Below are 16,751 nucleotides of genomic sequence, written 5' to 3' on the forward strand. Positions count from 1 at the left end.
AGTTCTCCACGCTCGCCCGGCTTTGCTTCCTCACCCGTTTCCAAGGAAATGATTTTCGCGTCCGTATCCGGCCACGGAACGCCGATGCTTCCTTTCACCCGCTCCCCATCCCAAAGGAAGTTGCTGTGGGTGACAGGGGACGCCTCGGTCAACCCATAGCCTTCAATCAATTTTCCGCCCGTCACCCGTTCAAACTGCTCCTGCACCTCAACCGGCAACGGAGCGGAGCCGCTGATGCAGACGTTGATCGAGGATAAATCATATTTGGCCAAGTCGGGCTCATTCAACAAAGCGATATACATCGTCGGCGCGCCTGGGAACATCGTCGGCCGGGTGCGCTCGATTGCTTTTAATGTTTGCTTGACATCAAAGCGCGGGAGCAGCACCATTTTGCTCGCCATCATCACGGACAAATTCATCACCGTCGTCATGCCGTACACGTGGAAAAACGGAAGCACACCGAGCACCGTTTCTTTTCCTTTTTCGCATTTATACACCCAATGAGCGCACATGAGCGTATTGGCGATCAAATTGCGATGCGTCAACATGGCCGCTTTCGGATGCCCCGTCGTGCCGCCTGTATATTGCAGCAGCGCCACATCTTCCACCGGATCAATGTCCTCCCCGATCGGCGCCGTCTCTTTGCAGCTCATGATCGTGAGGAACAGATGAACAGTTTCGCTTTCCGCGATGCGGACAATCGGCATGTTTTGCTTCCGCTGCACAAGCGGATACAGCCATTTCTTCACCGTGGGCAAATAATCTTGCATTCTCGTGACAATCCAATGTTTGACTGGCGTCCTCCCTTTCACCTTTTCCGCCTTTGGATACAGAAGATCCATCGTCACGAGCACCGAGGCGCCGCTGTCGTTCAGCTGGTATTCAAGCTCATACTCGGTGTAAAGCGGATTCGTCTGCACGACGATGCCGCCGGCTAGGAGCGTCCCATAGTAGCTGATGACGGCCTGCGGGCAGTTNGGCAGCATCACCGCCACCCGATCCCCTTTTTTCAATCCGATCGTCCGCAAATAATGCGCGAATGTCAATGCTTGCTCGTACAGCTCGCGAAACGTCATCGTCTTTCCGAAAAAGTCGATCGCCTCATGGTCTCCGAATTGTTCCGCCGTCTCCCGCAAATAGTCGGAAAGCGTTTTCTTTGGATAGTCGAGCGTATGCGGAATCTCCGGCGGGTAGTGAGCGAGCCACGGTTTTTCCATCCCAATCCCCCCTTACTTCTATTTTATTTTACTTTTTCTAATTTTTCATCAAAAAAACGCCTCGCCTGAGCGAGACGTCACCAAAACCAGTACACCAAACCAACGAAGAAAAAGCACGCGCAAATGACAAACAAGATTTTCGCCAGCACATCGACCGATCGGTTGCGCACGGCCATATAGACGATGCCGGCGATCAAAAACAGCCCGACCGCAATCAACAACCATTTCACTACTGCGTTCATTCGTTGTTCCCCTTTACTGAATGCCTTCGCCGATGACAAACGACAAGCCGACGGAAATCACCATAGAAATCAAGCCGACGGCCCGGTTGTCATTGGCAATTTCGTCATCAATATTGAATTTCGGCGTCAAAAATTCGTAAATAAAGTACGCGGCCAGCAGAAGCAAAAACCCGTACAGCCCCCAGCCAATCATCGACGGCAGCGACTCATGGCGGGCGAGCGCATAGCGAAAAATGTTGGCGATGCCGAAAATTTTCCCGCCGGTTGCCATCGCCACCGCCACATTGCCTTTGCGAATCTCTTCCCAGTTTTTGTACTTCGTCACCAATTCAAATACGGCTAAAAAGACGACGATGCACAACACGGCGACGCTGAAATTGGCCGCCGTTTTCACCATGTCGTGCTCCCAAAACGACGCCATTGCCATCGCCCCCATCATTTCAGTTCCACGATCGTCACCCCGGTGCCGCCTTCATTCGCCTCTCCGAACCGGAAGCTTTTCACCGCCCGATGCTGCTTTAAAAACTGCTGTACTCCTTGGCGGAGCGCGCCCGTCCCTTTGCCGTGGATGATCGAAACGCGCGCATAGCCGGCGAGCACAGCATCATCCAAGTACTTCTCAAGCCGAAGGAGAGCGTCTTCGTACCGTTCGCCGCGCAAGTCAAGCTCGAGGCTCACATGGGCGTCCTTGCCTTTCACGGTCGCAATCGGCGTCACTTCTTTCGCCGGCGCGCTGCCGATATACTCCAAATCGCGTTCACGGATTTTCATTTTTAAAATGCCGAGCTGCACTTGCCATTCGTCGTCCGACACTTTTTCGATCAAATAGCCTTTTTGGTTGAGGCTCGTCACCTTCACTTCATCACCCGGCTGGAACACATGGCGTGAAGCAGCCTTTTTCGCCTTTTTCCGCTTCTCCACTTTCGGCATAGCGGCAGCGAGCCGCTTTTTCGCCTCGACGAGCTCATGCTCTTTCACTTCCGCCTGCTTTTCTTTTTGCAAGCGGCGCAGCTCTTGAATGATCCGCTCGGCTTCGCGTTCCGCGGCGCGGATGATGTCGGCTGCTTTTTGCGTTGCTTCCGCCAGCCGCTCCGCTTTTTCTTCTTCGAGCTCTTCCCATTTTTGTTCCCATTCGGCGCGCAGACGCTCAGCCTCCTCCAGCGCCGCGCGCGCCCGCGCTTCCTCTTCCTCCGCTTGCTTTTTGCTCCGTTCAAGCGACGCGATCATGTTTTCGACGTTATGGCTTTCCGCGCTCACTTGCGCTTTCGCCCGCTCGATGATGCGTTCATCAAGCCCAAGGCGGNGCGAAATATCAAAGGCGTTGCTGCGGCCGGGGATGCCGATCAACAGTTTATACGTCGGGCGGAGCATTTCGGTGTCAAACTCGACGCTCGCATTCACGACACCGGGGCGGTTGTAGCCGTACGCTTTCAATTCGGGATAATGCGTCGTCGCCACCGTCCGCGCCCCGCGCCCGTGCACTTCATCCAAGATGGCGATGGCGAGCGCCGCCCCTTCCTGCGGGTCGGTGCCAGCCCCAAGCTCGTCAAACAGCACAAGGCTTTCACCATCGACATGGCGCAAAATGTCAACGATATTGACCATATGGGACGAGAACGTGCTCAAGCTTTGTTCGATCGACTGCTCATCGCCGATATCGGCGAAAACGGAACGGAACACCGCCGCTTCCGATCCGTCGGCCGCCGGGATGAACAGCCCCGCTTGCGCCATGAGCGTCAACAAGCCGATCGTTTTTAACGTCACCGTTTTTCCGCCGGTGTTCGGCCCGGTGATGACGATCGTCGTATAGTCGCCGCCCAATTCAATATCATTGGGCACCGCCTTTTCTTGATCCAGCAGCGGATGGCGTGCCTGCAAAAAACGAAGATAGCCTCGGCTATTGACCGCTGGCTTCGCGGCTTGCAACCGGCGGGCGTATTTCGCCTTGGCGAACGCAAAATCAAGCGCCGCGAGCGCTTCGACCGTCCGCGCAAGCGGCTCGGCCTGCTCAGCGACTTTTGCCGAAAGTTCGCGCAAAATGCGTTCGATTTCTTGCTTTTCTTTCGCCCGCGCTTCGCGGAGCGCATTGTTCAACTCGACGACCGCCTGCGGTTCAATAAACAGCGTCGCCCCGGACGCCGACTGGTCGTGGACGATGCCGCCGTAGGCGCCGCGATACTCTTGTTTCACCGGGATGACATATCGGTCATTGCGGATCGTAATGATGGCGTCCGACAGCCGCTTTTGCGCCGACGGCGAGCGGATGATGCTCTCAAGTTTCTCGCGGATGCGCGCTTCCACTGACCGAATTTGCCCGCGCAGCGAGCGGAGGCGGTCGCTTGCGGCATCCAGCACTTCGCCATGGTCATCGATCGAGCGGCGAACGTCATGCTCGAGTTCCGGCGCTTCAGCCAATGTGTCCGCATAACGGAAAAGCCGCTCAAGTCCGCCATGCTCGTCATAGAGACCCGCGATCAGCCGCTTCATTTGCCGGCTTGCGGCCGAGGTGGCCGCCACTTCAAGCAGCTCTTGCGGGCTGAGCGTGCCGCCGATCGCCGCCCGCTTGAGATGCGGACGGATGTCGACTACTCCGTCAAGCGGCACATAGCCAGCAAGCCGCAAAACAGCGGCGGCTTCATCCGTTTCGTCAAGCCAAGCGGCCACCTCCTCCCAGTCAGAAGACGGCATGAGAGCGTCGATTTTTTCCAAACCGAGCGGCGAGGACGCATGCTCAGCCAACTGCTCTTTCACTTTATCAAACTCCAAGGTGTGAAGCACTTTTGGTTGCACGTATCTGACCCCCAGCTGATTCATTTCTTTCGTTTGTCGTGCAAAAACTGTTGCAGCTTTTCAAGCGGCCATGTGTTGATGACCGTTTCCTTATGGATCCAACCTTTTCTTGCCGTCGCTACGCCGATCGCCATATCCTCGAGCATGTCCAAATGGTGGGCGTCCGTGTTGATGGCAATGTACACCCCCGCTTCCTGGGCTTTTTTCACGTAGGCCGCCGACAAGTCGAGCCGGTTTGGGTTGGCGTTTAACTCAAGCACCGTGTTCGTCTCCGCCGCCAGCTCGATGAGCCGCTCGATATCGACGTCATAGCCGTCGCGCTGGCCGATCAGCCTTCCGGTCGGATGAGCAATGACATCGACGTACGGGTGGCGAAGCGCCGCCTCAAGCCGTTTCATGATCGTCTCGCGCGGCTGTTTGAACGCAGAGTGAATGGCGGCGATGACAAAATCAAGCTCCTTGAGCACGTCATCGTCGTAATCGAGCGTCCCGTCCGGCAAAATATCCATCTCAATGCCGGCCAAAATCGTAAAATCCGAATAGCGCGCGTTCAGCCGCTCAATTTCCTCGCGCTGGCGCCGCAACCGATCCGGGGTCAAGCCGTTGGCGACTTTCAAATAGTGCGAATGGTCGGTAATGGCGATATACCGATAGCCGCGGCGGCGGCACGCTTCGGCGAGCTCCTCGAGCGAACACGCGCCGTCGCTCCATGCCGAATGCATATGCAAGTCGCCTTGGATATCGTCAAAATGGACAAGTGGATCATCAGAAGAATATCGGTCGACTTCCGTGCCATCTTCACGCAGCTCCGGGGGAATGTACGGCANCCCGAAATGGGCGTAAAACGCCGATTCATTGGGGAACGTTTTCACCTTGCCTGTCGCTTGGTCTTCCACGCCATATTCGCTGATTTTCTCCCCGCGCTCTTTGGCGAGCTGGCGCATGCGCACATTATGGTCCTTCGATCCGGTAAAATGGTGAAGCGCGGTCGCAAACTCGTCCTCGCCGACGAGACGGAAATCAGCCGCAATTTCATCATCATACTGAAAAAGAAGCGACACTTTCGTCTCCCCAGCGGCGAGCACTTCGCGGATGCGCTCAAAGCCGAGCAGCCCGTCGCGCACCTCGGCCGGACGATCGGTAGCGATGACATAATCCAAATCTTTCACCGTTTCGTTCAAGCGCCGCAAGCTGCCGGCTCGCGAGAAGCGAATCACGCCATCAAGACAAGCGAGCTGGCGTTCAATGTCCGCCGCGATCGCGAGCACCCGGGCGAGCGGCAGCCGCTCGGGGCGTTTGCCTGCCTTTTCAATGGCCGCAAGCAGCTTTTCTTCCGTTTTCGCGCCAAAACCGGCAAGCGCGCGCACTTTTCCAGCCAAGCACGCTTCTTTCAATCCGTCCATATCGACAATGCCAAGCTCCTGATGCAGCTTGGCGATTTTTTTGCCGCCAAGCCCCGGCAGTTTGAGCAAGGCGAGCAGCGTCTCCGGAACATCGCGTTTTAGTTCATTCAGCACCGACGACGAGCCGCTCTTGATAAATTCGGTGATGATCGCCGCTGTGCTTTTGCCGATGCCAGGGATGGCGGTAAAGTCGCTAATTTCCGCGAGGCTCCTCTCATCCGCCTCCAACGCGCTTGCCGCCTTGCGGAATGCGTTCACTTTAAACGGATTCTCCCCTTTGATTTCCAAATATAACGCAATCGTTTCCAACAGGCGGATGACATCTTTTTTGTTTATGTCCATGCCGTCCCCTCTCTTTCCAACATCACGGCCACATTCCAGCAAACATAGTCATGAATCGGTGAAAGCGTTTGTCGTCCTTCAAGCAGGTCATCAGACGCGGCCATGAATCCACCAGTTGCCAAGCATCTCCGACAACACCGGCGTATGTTTCACAATCACGGTCGCCATGAGCGAATGCTGCAGCTGCTCCTGCACGCTGTCAATCGGCACGAGCGCCCCGATATACAAAAACAAAAAGACAAGCAAATACACTTCCGCAAATCCGAGCGCCGCCCCCGCCAGACGGTTGACGCTGCGCAACAGCGGCAGCTGGGCGACGAAATCGAGCATCGAGCCGACGATTTGAAGCACGATTTTCACCACAAAAAATAAAAGTGCAAAGGAAATCGCCCGATAATAGGCATCGTCTAAATGGGTGCTCTGAAACAGCAGCTTCATCGTCTCCGGATCGCCGAACGTCGGATATGGAATCCAAAGGCGCAATGTCGGTACAAACCGCTCATAATACTGATAAGCAACGAAAAAGGCAATGAAAAACCCGGCCATATGAATGAATTGGAGAATAAAGCCGCGCTTCAGCCCGATCATCGCCCCCAGCAACAGGACAAACAGCAGCACGACATCAATCATCGCGTTCCCCATCCTTCTCCTTCTTCAGCTGTTCACGAAGCCGGTTGTATTCTTCCTTTAACTTCAAATACTCACTGGCAATATTGACGGCCGTCAAAACGGCCAGTTTCGGCACATCGAGCATCGGATTTTTCTCACTGAATTCATGCATTTTATCGTCAACGAACGCCGCCACGAGCCGGATATGGGCTGGGCTTTCCGCGCCGACGATCGTGTAGTCTTGACCATAGATGCGGACGCTCACTCGCGTTTTTGGCTGTCCTGTCAAACTTTCTCCCCCATTTCGCAAAATCCTACTGTTTATCATATCATGAACGCTGGTATAATGGAAAGATGCGACACACAGCGGAGTCAGTCAAGACTTTGTACAAATATTTTACTCACACCACACAGCGACGATAGAGAAGATAAAGGAGCGATCGAACATTGTCAAACTATGTGATTCAAGCCGATCAACAGCTGCTTGACGCCTTGCGCGCCCACTACCAAGACGCCTTATCCGACCGGCTTCCGGCCGGAGCGTTGTTTGCCGTCAAGCGCCCGGATGTCGTCATCACCGCCTACCGCTCAGGCAAAGTGCTGTTTCAAGGGAAAGCGGCGGAGCAAGAAGCAGGGAAATGGATGGTGAAGAGGGGGGCTGATCCAGGCAAACGACAGGAGAGAGAGACCGCCTCGCCCCCATTGGAACATAGGCTCGAGAAGCTTTCTGCCATCGGTTCGGATGAAGTCGGCACCGGGGACTATTTCGGCCCGATCGTCGTCGCCGCCGCCTACGTTGATCGGTCGCATATCGCCAAAATCGCGGCGCTTGGCGTGAAAGATTCAAAGCAACTAACGGACGAGGCGATCCACAAAATCGCCCCCGCCATCATGGAAACGGCGCCGTATGCCGTCACTGTGCTTGATAACGCCGAATACAACCGCTGGCAGCGAAGCGGAATGCCGCAGACGAAAATGAAGGCGCTGCTTCACAACCGGACGCTCGCGAAACTTGTTGACGCCATCGCGCCCATCGAACCAGAAGCGATCATCATCGATCAGTTTTTAGAACGCGGCTCGTATTTCCGCTGCCTCGCTGATGAAACGCGCATCGTAAGCGATCGGGTGCATTGCCTGCCAAAAGCAGAAAGCGTGCACGTGGCTGTCGCCGCCGCCTCGATCATCGCCCGCTATGTGTTTTTAGAAGAGATGGAGCGATTATCCCGCACCGTCGGCCTTTTGCTCCCGAAAGGCGCCGGCGCCATCGTTGACGAAGCCGCAGCCCGGATCATCCGCGAGCGAGGAGCTGAAGCACTTGAGACGTGCGCCAAGCTTCATTTTGCCAATACGAAAAAGGCGCTTGACATCGCCAAGCACCGGTAATTGTTTCAATCACATCCATGGGAAACGGCAGCGTTGGCTCCGTTGCACAGGTCGACCCGTAGTAACTGAACGACACCGTTTCCCATCCTTTCCACATGTTTCGTTTTACGTTATGAAGAAAATGGCTTTTCATCCGCAAACAACCAAAAGGCTGTCCCCACCCAGCCTAGTGAGCCGGGATCATTAGACGGCCTATTCTGCCGCGCCATCGATGGCCTTCGATTTTTCCGTTGCTCGTACAAAATAATCCATTCCAGCAGAACGTGAATGAATTGTAATCCCGATACGGTACGTCAAAATATCCCTTATCTTCATCAGTCGTCCGGGATGCCGCCCCATTAAGCACTGTCAGTTCTTCGGAATTTTGTTTTGGTGTAAAAAATCGATTGCAGCTTCACTACCTTACCATGACAGATGAAAGTCCAAAAACGCTTACGATATCAATACATAAAAATGGTTTGCTAACTGGTGGGCGACAACATACGTGGTGAACCGAAAAGAGTTCTCCACAAACTCTTGACTGACCGGGATTCATTTCCGGACAACGGCCAGAAAATCGTGCCAAAAAAACAAGACGCGCCAAAAAAGCAGCGTCTTGTCACAAGTTCAGCTGATATCGCTCACGCCAGTTCTTCCAGCGCGGCGACGACTTTCTCCGCCGTGCTTCGGCTTGATTGCGGGTTTTGCCCAGTGATCAAGTTGCCGTCGCGCACCGAGAAATCGGTCCACTTCTCGCCGCGGACGAAATTCGCCCCGCGCAGGCGCAAGGTGGACTCCAACAAAAACGGCATATGGACGTCAAGCCCGACTTCGCGTTCTTCTTCGTCTGTAAACGACGTGATCGTTTTTCCTTTCACAATCGGCGTACCGTCTTTGTATGTGGCGTTCACCAGCCCTGACGGACCGTGGCAGACAGCGGCGATGATGCGCCCGTCTTCGGCAAACTGCTGCAAGACGTATTGCAGCGTTTCATTGTCGGGAAAATCGAACATCGTCCCGTGTCCACCGGGAAGGAAAATGGCGTCAAACCCGTGTGCATCGTCCTTGCTTAAACGTGTTGTGTTCTTCAGCACTGCTTCCGCCTCCGCCCAAGACGGGTCTTTTTCATTGATGCTGCGCGGGTCAAGCGGCACATCACCGCCTTGAATGCTCGCCACTTTCACGTCATACCCTTTTTCTTTAAACACCAAATACGGCACGGCAAACTCTTCAAGCCAAAGCCCGGTTTTATGGTCGTCGGTGATCGTCGTATGGTTCGTCACCACCATGAGCACTCGTTTCGTCATGGCGTCATTCCTCCTTTAGGTTCTGGAATGTTCTCTATCACTCATCATACCTTTACATTGGGCAAAAACGGAAAAAATATGCTCGTGAAATAGAATCATGATTGAGGGGAATGAATCACTGGAAGATGATCAAGCAACACGAATAGAACATATATTCTCTCGATTAGAAGGACGACATCCTTTCCGTTCTCCCTAAAAAAGAACGCCGCTTCCTAGATCTCGGGAAGCGGCGATGGCCCGCCTTCTCAACTAATTTTTTGTTGTTCCAGTCCGTCCGCTTCACTCACCGGTTGCCGAAACGGCCACCAGTTCGCGCGGCCGAACGTGCGGACCATGACCGGGACGAAAAGCGGCAGGACGACGAGGGCGTAAAGCAGGAGCCCTGTCAGCACAATCGTCGCAATTTGCAAAAGCGACAAGACGCCGGACGGATACATCGCGGCGAACGTTCCGCCTAAAATGACGGCGGCCGAGATGATGACCGTCCCCATATGGCCCATCGCCGACAGCATCGCTTCCTTCACCGGCCGGCCGCGGTATTCGTTGAACCGATCCATCAGGAAGATGCTGTAGTCGATGCCGAGCGCCAAAAGCAGCACAAAGGCGAAGAACGACACCGCCCAGTTCAAGCCGGCATAGCCAAGGCCGTTGACGAAAATGAGCTCGGTGACGGCCATCGACGTGTAATACGTCAACACGAGCGACAAGATCAAATAAAGCGGCATGATCAGCGAACGGAGCAGCACCGCCAACACGATGGCGATGCCAATGAGCATAAGCACCGCGGTATGCCGATAGTCGGCGTTCGAAATCGCCTGCAAATCGGCGTACGTGCTGGTGACGCCGCCGACAGCGATCGTCGCGTCTTCCCACTTCGTTCCTTTCACTGCCCGTTCGGCCGCGGCGCGAATGTCATCGATGCGGCCGAGCGCCGATGTTGAATACGGATTTTCTTTTAAAACGACGTCGAACGTCACGATGTGGCGGTCTTTCGACATATACGCGTCTTTCGCCTGCGCAAAGTCTTTGCTTTCGCGCGCCTCTTTCGGCATGTGCCAGCCGGCCATTTCTTTCTCCGGGGCCGATGACAAATCGGCTAAATACGTTTCCGCCGTTCCGAGGCCGTCCGCCACTTTTTGAAGGCCGGACGCGCTTTGGTCCAAGCCATTTACAAGCTGGCCGAGCTGGCCGCCAAGCGCGGAGAAATGCTCAAGCAATTGGCGCTGGCCGCCGTTCACTTGCTCAAGCCCTCGGGAGAATTGCGGCAATTTGTCAACCGCCTGTTTCTGGCCGTCGGCCGCTTTCGTCAATCCGGCTTCGAGCTCACTAAGCCCGGCAATGACTTGATCCAAGCCGCCGTTGACCGCCGCTTGACCAGCCGCGAGTTGGGCGAACGATTCGTTCGCTTTCGCCAAACCGGCGCGCGCCTGCTCAAGCGCCCCGTTCAATTGCGTGAGGCCGTCCGCCATTTGTTTCGTCTGGCCGGACAAGGCGGCAACCGTCATTTTCGCTTGTTGGTATTGCCCATCTTGACGGAGTTCCGGATGCGACTGTTCGACTTGCCCGAGCATCGTCTGCACGGCGGCAAGCTGAGCGGCGACAGCTTTTAATCCCGCTTCGATTTGCCGGTACTGGCCGCTTAGCGCCGACAGTCCTTGTTCCGCCTGCTTGTAGCCGTCAAGCAGCTGCGTGGCGCCTTCCTGCAGCTTTTTCGCATTGTCGCGAAGCGTCACTAAGCCGTTTTTCAGCTCACCGGCGCCCATTGCTCCCCGGCGCACCCCTTGTTCAATTTGACTGAGACCGGTTTGCAGCTGGCGCAGGCCGTCTTCAAGCCGCTCCGTTCCGGAGACGAGCTGGCCGACGCCGGATGACGCCTGCTTCAGCTGCGGAGCGGACGAGGACAACTTTTGGCTTGCCGCCTCAAGGCCGGAGCCGATTTTCTCAATGCCCTCTTTGCCGGCGCCAAGGCCGCTTTTCAGCTGTTTCGCCTGTTCGGTGACATACAGCTCCTGAATCGGCTCTCCCGTCGGACGCGTCGCCGAGCGGACGCTCGCCACGCCATCAACTTTTTCGATCTCACGGCTCATTTTCTCAATCAACGCCAGCCCTTCTTCCGAATCAAGCGGCTCTTTGCTTTTCAATACCACCTGCGTCGGCATGGCATCTCCCGGATTGAAATGATCGGCAATGATGTCAAACGCTTTGACGGAACGATAATGATCGCCGATCTCTTCCATGGAATCAAACGACAGTTTGCCATCATACGTCGCCAACACCGGCACGGTCACGACGGCGACAATCGCCAGCGCCAAAAGCGGACGGGCGAACGCAAATCGGCCAGCCGCGAGCCAAAGCCGGCTTTGCCCATGCTCGAGCTTCCCCCGCACCGGCCAAAACAGCTTCTCGCCAAGCACGGCCATGAAAAACGGCACAAGCGTCACGAGCGCCAAAAGCAGCACCGCTACCCCAACGGCGACGGCCGCCGCCGATTGGTACAGCTTAAACGTCGACAAACCGATCGCCGCAAAGCCGATCATGACGGCAATGCCGCTTGCGGCCACCGTTTTCCCAGCCGTCCGGTACGTGGCGACGATCGCTTCCACCCGATCGCCGCGTTTCGCCAGTTCTTCTTTAAACCGGCTCAGCAGCAAAATGCAATAGTCGGTCCCAATGCCGAACAACACGGCGACTAAAAACGTCTGCGTAAACGTCGACAACGGAAAGTTGACCTGATCGACCAAAAACGCCACGACTGACTGCGAAACGACGTACGTCGCCCCGACCACAAGCAGCGGAATGAGCGGCGCTACCGGCGAACGGAACACGGCGAGCAAGACGATTAAAATAAAAACGACGGTGATCCCTTCCGTTTTTTTCACGCCTGCCTGTGAGCTTGCCACCACATCTTCATCGATCATCCAGCCGCCGGTGAAATAATGCTCGACTTTGACGCCGCTGACGGCTTTATATAAAGCATCCGTCAGCTGTTTCGCCGTCCGGCCGGCCGGGTCGATGGTGATGGAAATGAGCATCGTCGTCCCGTCTTTGGAGATGAGTTCTTTTTCGAGCTTCGGGTTGGCAAACGGCGAGACGATGTTCGTGACATGAAGCTCCTCTTTTTTCTTTTCGAGCGCGTTTACCGCCCGTTCAATCTCTTTTTTGTCATCCGCCGTCAACCCGCCTTTTTGGTAAAAGACAAGCACCGCGGAGCGTTCGTTTTGTTTGTTTTCCTGGCTGTTCGCCTCTTTGATCAGCTTGGCCGCCAATGACGACGAGTAGCCGTCAGGCACGCTCAACTGCCCTTTCTCGCGGACAAGATCGCCCATGTTCGGCGCCGTCGCCATGAGCACGGCCGCAATGGCGATCCATGCCGCAAGTACGAGCCATTTTCCTTTGATGATCGCTTTCATGTCGCCTCTTCCACCTCCTGCAGCACGCGGGCCAGCCGCTCATACGTGCGGATGAACGCTTCAATTTCTTCTTCCGGAAAGCGGGCGATTACTTCTTCGACGAGCCGATAGACGCTCCGGTCCATCTCCTTCACCCATGCTTCCCCGTGCTCTGTCAGCGATAAGACGATGACGCGCCGGTCGTTCTCGTCACGGTCGCGGCGCAGCCAGCCTTTGTCGACAAGGCGGTTCGTCATCGCCGTCACCGCGCTTTTGTTCACCCCGAACATCGCCGCGAGCTCCGTTGACGTGCACGTCCCCCGCCGGCGGATGTAGCGAAGCAAATAATATTGGTCATGCGTCATCTCTTCGCAAAGGCTGTCTTTGACAAGCGCCGCGCCGCGTTTCATCACGAGAAACGACACGGACAAATAGCGGTCGATCCATTCGTCGATGTTTCGTTCCGGCATTCCTTCACCTCCATTTGTTCAACAATTGAACAATTTGTCCAAACATCTCCCTCGGGACGGCGGCTTTTTTTATTTAGTTCAATGATTGAACTGTTAGTAACGATACCAAGGAAAAAAGAAAAAGTCAACGAGAAATGTGAGCAAAAGAACATCGAGTCTGTCCTCCCATTCCGAAACAAAGGAAATGTTTTCAAAATGATTACACGGCCTTCACGAACGCTTAACATCCAGCTTGTACGATAAAAGTGACCAAATCATCTGAAAAAGGAGAGGAGAACGATGTTCCGATCGAAACGCCGCACCGCTTTGCTCATTGCCGGGCTGAGCGCCGGACTGACGCTTTATCATGCTAGTCAAGCTGCATGGGCCGCCCCAACGAAACAATCGAAGCCGCCTGAAGTGAAAAATGTCATCCTTTTTGTCGGCGATGGCATGGGCACCGCGCATCGCAACGCCATTCGCCTCGCTACAAAAGGATTGAGCGGGGAATTGGAAATGGACAGCATGCCGTACAGCGGCCTCGTCCATACGAACTCTGCCGACGCGAAATCATTCATTACCGACTCCGCCGCGGCGGCGACTGCCATCGCCTCAGGCGTGAAAACATACAACGGCGCCATTTCCGTTGATCGACAAGGGAAACCAGTGGAAACGATTTTGGAACAAGCGAAAAAAGCCGGCAAGGCAACAGGGCTTGTCACGACCGCCCAAGTGACGGACGCCACACCGGCCGCGTTTGCCGCCCACACCGCCAGTCGTTCGGCGCAAAGCGACATCGCCAAGCAATACATTGAACAAACGAAAGTGGACGTCATTTTGGGCGGCGGGGAGGATTACTGGTACCCTGATGGAAATCCTGGCTATTACCCCGACCATCCAGCCGAAGATCCGGAAGAAGGAAGCAAAGGCACGCAAGGCAACTTGGTTGAACGGGCGAAACAATTGGGCTACACGTACGTCCGCACCGCCGATGAGCTGAAACAAGCGTCCGGCCGCAAGCTGCTCGGGCTGTTTGCCAATGAGGAAATGTTCCAGCAGCGACCGGAAGGGGAAGGGGATGTGTACAATCCCGTCGTGCCGCTGCCTGATATGACGAAAAAAGCGTTGGATGTGCTGTCGCAAAACAAAAAAGGCTTTTTCCTCGTGGTCGAAGAAGAAGCCATTGATGAAATGAGCCATGAAAACAACGGATCGCTCATGCTTAAAGCGGGCCAGCAGCTTGACGAAGCGGTCGCTGTAGCGAAGCAATACGCCAAGCGCCATCGGGATACGCTCGTCCTCGTGCTCGCCGACCATGAATGCGGCGGCTTGACGATCGAAACGCCGGGCGGCGCCGATGAGTCGGGAGACGGCAAGACGATTTCCGGCGAAGACGGCCCGTTTGCCATCGCTGGTTCTTCGCAAACGTTCGCCCTCGACTGGACGACAACGGGCCACACCGCCGCCGATGTGCCGCTGACCGCCATGGGCCCGGGGGCGGAGCGGTTCACCGGCGTGTACGAGAATACACGCATTCATGATATTCTTGAAGAATTATTGTTTGGAAAAAGCAAAAGATAACGCCATCCGTGTTTCGGTCGTTGTCCTTCATCGATCTCCGTTTCCCCGCGAACGAATCGTTTGCGGGGAAGATTTTTCTATCCATTCATCCATACTGATTGCCTAGAAGGGCGGTGAAAAAACAATCATTCCTGCAAATCGGTCATTTTTGATCAAAGAGAAAAACAGATTTTACAAGGCTTATCAAATTGAAAAACACTGTTGTTGATTCACATTTTTCATTCAATCACCAGCCCTCTAAAAGCAAGCCAAGAACGTTCTTTTTCACAATCAACTAATTAAGAAACAATGCTTGTTTTTCGGCGCTGCGGTCACCGCCCCACGTGATAGCCAAGCCACGCGAGCCAAACGCCACACAAATACGTAGCCGCCAAATAAACGACCACCTTCGCCCATTGGCGCTGCTGCATCATTTGCACGCTTTCCCATTTCAACGTCGAAAACGTCGTGAACGCGCCCATAAAGCCCGTGCCGACAAGCAGCTTCGTCGCATCGGCGGCGCCGCTTCCGGCGAGCCAGCCAAGCAAAAAGGACCCAAGCAAGTTGACAATGAGCGTCCCTATGGGAAAACGCGGCGAACGCCGAGCCGCCCAGCGGCTGACGAGATAGCGGGCCATGGCGCCGAAAAAACCGCCGATCGCCACAAACAGCGGTGCGTACATTATCCAATCCCTTCCTTCCGTTCCGGTTGAGCGGCGGCATATCCAGCCCATGAGGCGAGCAACCCGCCAAACAGGCTGGCAGCGATATAAACGGCCGCCATGCCAAAGCGCCCTTGTTCCATCAATTCCACACATTCAACGCTAAGCGTCGAAAACGTCGTATACGAACCGACGAACCCGGTCGTTACGGCTGTTTTCAGCCATGGCGGCCACGCGGGGCGGCGGGTGAACATCACGGTGAACCAGCTGAGCAAAAACGAGCCTGTCCAGTTGATGAAAAGCGTCCCGAGCGGAAAGCCGCCGACGGCGGCGGCGGGAACAACCAAACCGAGGCCATAGCGGACAAGCGCGCCGATCATGCCGGCGATGCCGACAGCGAGATAGACCAATAAGGACCCCTCCTTCCAAAAATGAACAGACTCCTGCCGCTTCAATTTGCAGCAGGAGTCATCAGCCGGAAGCCGGCGGTTATGGCGAACTCCATCGCCTATTCGATTGGCATCGCCTTTATTTTACCATATATCCCCTCCCAATGGGAAGCAGATTCAACGGCTTGGTCGGAACCCGTGTTGTTCGAATATTTGGAGCGCTTGTTCGCTCGTCAAATAATCATACAACTCCCGCGCCTCCTTGAGATGTTTGCTCGTCTTGACAACACCAAGCGGATAGACGATCGGGTCGTGCATGCCGCTTGGCACGGAGGCGGCGATCTTGACTTTGTCCGACACGAGCGCGTCCGTCCGGTACACAAACCCGGCGTCGACGTTTCCGGTTTCCACGTACGTCAGCACTTGACGAACGTCTTTCGCGTAAACAAGCTTCGCTTTCACCTGCTCCCACAGCCCCGCCTTCTCCAACGTTTGTTTGGCGTACATGCCGGCCGGCACCGACTCGGGGATGCCGATCGCCACTCGTTTGGCGCGGGTGATGTCATCGAGCGACTGAATCGCCTCTTCTCCTTGTTTCGGAACGATGAGCACCAGCTCGTTGGCGAGCACGGTTTTTTCGTGTTTGGAATCGATCAGCCCTTCCTTTTTCAGTTCCTCAAATGGCTCGGCAGCCGCGGAGAAAAAGAGATCGACCGGCGCCCCTTCGGAAATTTGTTTTTGCAAGGCGCCCGACGCGCCAAAATTATATTGGATGCGGATGTTCGGGTGCTTTCGTTCAAACGCCGTTTTCGCTTCTTCCAGCGCTTCTTGCAGACTGGCCGCGGCGGAGATAGTGAGCTCCACTTTGTCCGCCGATTTCGTTTGCCCAGCCCCCTCTTTCGAACCGCTGTCGCAGCCATACAAGCCGAACAACAAGACCACCGCGACAAGCCATGCCATTTTTCGCATCTACATCCCCCTTATCTCCATTTAGATTTTTATATGTAATGATATCTAATTATAAATAATG

General features: G+C 55.1%; 15 protein-coding genes, 3 pseudogenes and 1 riboswitch. Of the genes and pseudogenes, 2 read left to right on the top strand and 16 right to left on the bottom strand.

Annotation, left to right across the window (positions count from 1 at the left end):
* From VU18_RS20275 to zapA, 10 genes and pseudogenes are all read right to left on the bottom strand, one after another.
* On the bottom strand, nucleotides 1-977 hold a 977-nt coding region (locus VU18_RS20275; protein ID WP_236687377.1), incomplete at both ends, for an AMP-binding protein.
* Nucleotide 978: 1 nt separating this feature from the next.
* Nucleotides 979-1,217, bottom strand: a pseudogene (locus VU18_RS20280) (AMP-binding protein); the annotation flags it as partial.
* A 77-nt stretch (nucleotides 1,218-1,294) separates the two neighbouring features.
* Complete coding sequence (locus VU18_RS18380; protein WP_011232165.1) at nucleotides 1,295-1,459, bottom strand: hypothetical protein; 165 nt, start codon at nucleotides 1,457-1,459, stop codon at nucleotides 1,295-1,297.
* A gap of 13 nt (nucleotides 1,460-1,472) precedes the next feature.
* Nucleotides 1,473-1,880: a DUF350 domain-containing protein gene (locus tag VU18_RS11690; RefSeq protein ID WP_015375560.1), complete on the bottom strand. Its 408-nt coding sequence runs from the start codon at nucleotides 1,878-1,880 to the stop codon at nucleotides 1,473-1,475.
* 14 nt (nucleotides 1,881-1,894) lie between these two features.
* A partial coding sequence (locus VU18_RS20285) for a Smr/MutS family protein (RefSeq protein WP_236687378.1) occupies nucleotides 1,895-2,762 on the bottom strand: 868 nt, incomplete at its 5' end.
* A 1-nt stretch (nucleotide 2,763) separates the two neighbouring features.
* Nucleotides 2,764-4,249, bottom strand: a pseudogene (locus VU18_RS20290) (endonuclease MutS2); the annotation flags it as partial.
* Between the two features lie 20 nt (nucleotides 4,250-4,269).
* Nucleotides 4,270-5,075, bottom strand: an 806-nt coding sequence (gene polX, locus VU18_RS20295) for a DNA polymerase/3'-5' exonuclease PolX (RefSeq protein WP_236687379.1), incomplete at its 5' end; no start/stop codon positions are given.
* A 1-nt stretch (nucleotide 5,076) separates the two neighbouring features.
* Nucleotides 5,077-5,994, bottom strand: a pseudogene (polX, locus tag VU18_RS20300) (DNA polymerase/3'-5' exonuclease PolX); the annotation flags it as partial.
* Nucleotides 5,995-6,084: 90 nt separating this feature from the next.
* Nucleotides 6,085-6,624, bottom strand: a complete 540-nt coding sequence (locus tag VU18_RS11705; RefSeq protein WP_011232169.1) for a CvpA family protein — start codon at nucleotides 6,622-6,624, stop codon at nucleotides 6,085-6,087.
* Nucleotides 6,617-6,892 (bottom strand): cell division protein ZapA, encoded by a 276-nt coding sequence (zapA, locus tag VU18_RS11710; RefSeq protein WP_011232170.1) that lies wholly within the window; start codon nucleotides 6,890-6,892, stop codon nucleotides 6,617-6,619. The genes VU18_RS11705 and zapA overlap by 8 nt, the downstream gene beginning before the upstream one ends.
* A gap of 158 nt (nucleotides 6,893-7,050) precedes the next feature.
* On the opposite strand from zapA, the gene rnhC reads away from it, so the two are divergent.
* Nucleotides 7,051-7,986: a ribonuclease HIII gene (gene rnhC / locus VU18_RS11715; RefSeq protein WP_011232171.1), complete on the top strand. Its 936-nt coding sequence runs from the start codon at nucleotides 7,051-7,053 to the stop codon at nucleotides 7,984-7,986.
* Nucleotides 7,987-8,606: 620 nt separating this feature from the next.
* Here rnhC and VU18_RS11720 read toward each other — a convergent pair.
* The 3 genes from VU18_RS11720 to VU18_RS11730 form a co-directional block, all read right to left on the bottom strand.
* Nucleotides 8,607-9,272: a type 1 glutamine amidotransferase domain-containing protein gene (locus VU18_RS11720; RefSeq protein ID WP_014196493.1), complete on the bottom strand. Its 666-nt coding sequence runs from the start codon at nucleotides 9,270-9,272 to the stop codon at nucleotides 8,607-8,609.
* 245 nt (nucleotides 9,273-9,517) lie between these two features.
* Nucleotides 9,518-12,682 carry an MMPL family transporter gene (locus VU18_RS11725; protein WP_047758137.1) on the bottom strand — a complete coding sequence of 1,055 codons (3,165 nt, stop codon included), beginning with the start codon at nucleotides 12,680-12,682 and terminating at the stop codon, nucleotides 9,518-9,520.
* On the bottom strand, nucleotides 12,679-13,131 hold the full coding sequence (locus tag VU18_RS11730) for a MarR family winged helix-turn-helix transcriptional regulator (RefSeq protein ID WP_025949443.1): 453 nt from the start codon (nucleotides 13,129-13,131) through the stop codon (nucleotides 12,679-12,681). The genes VU18_RS11725 and VU18_RS11730 overlap by 4 nt, the downstream gene beginning before the upstream one ends.
* A gap of 279 nt (nucleotides 13,132-13,410) precedes the next feature.
* On the opposite strand from VU18_RS11730, the gene VU18_RS11735 reads away from it, so the two are divergent.
* On the top strand, nucleotides 13,411-14,691 hold the full coding sequence (locus VU18_RS11735; protein WP_047758138.1) for an alkaline phosphatase: 1,281 nt from the start codon (nucleotides 13,411-13,413) through the stop codon (nucleotides 14,689-14,691).
* A gap of 311 nt (nucleotides 14,692-15,002) precedes the next feature.
* Here the strand turns inward: VU18_RS11735 and crcB (VU18_RS11740) are convergent, their stop codons facing one another.
* The 3 genes from crcB (VU18_RS11740) to modA all read right to left on the bottom strand — a co-directional run bounded on the left by crcB (VU18_RS11740) (nucleotide 15,003) and on the right by modA (nucleotide 16,690).
* Nucleotides 15,003-15,353 (bottom strand): fluoride efflux transporter CrcB, encoded by a 351-nt coding sequence (crcB, locus tag VU18_RS11740; RefSeq protein WP_047758139.1) that lies wholly within the window; start codon nucleotides 15,351-15,353, stop codon nucleotides 15,003-15,005.
* A complete protein-coding gene (gene crcB, locus VU18_RS11745) occupies nucleotides 15,353-15,742 on the bottom strand; it encodes a fluoride efflux transporter CrcB (RefSeq protein ID WP_011232177.1) in 390 nt (129 codons plus the stop codon). The genes crcB (VU18_RS11740) and crcB (VU18_RS11745) overlap by 1 nt, the downstream gene beginning before the upstream one ends.
* A 45-nt stretch (nucleotides 15,743-15,787) precedes the next feature.
* Nucleotides 15,788-15,850, bottom strand: a riboswitch (Fluoride riboswitch).
* Nucleotides 15,851-15,898: 48 nt separating this feature from the next.
* Entirely contained in the window at nucleotides 15,899-16,690 is a 792-nt protein-coding gene (gene modA, locus VU18_RS11750; protein WP_033025967.1) for a molybdate ABC transporter substrate-binding protein, read from the bottom strand.
* Nucleotides 16,691-16,751: the final 61 nt, after the last annotated feature.

Source organism: Geobacillus sp. ZGt-1 (genome assembly GCF_001026865.1).
Classification (GTDB): domain Bacteria; phylum Bacillota; class Bacilli; order Bacillales; family Anoxybacillaceae; genus Geobacillus; species Geobacillus thermoleovorans.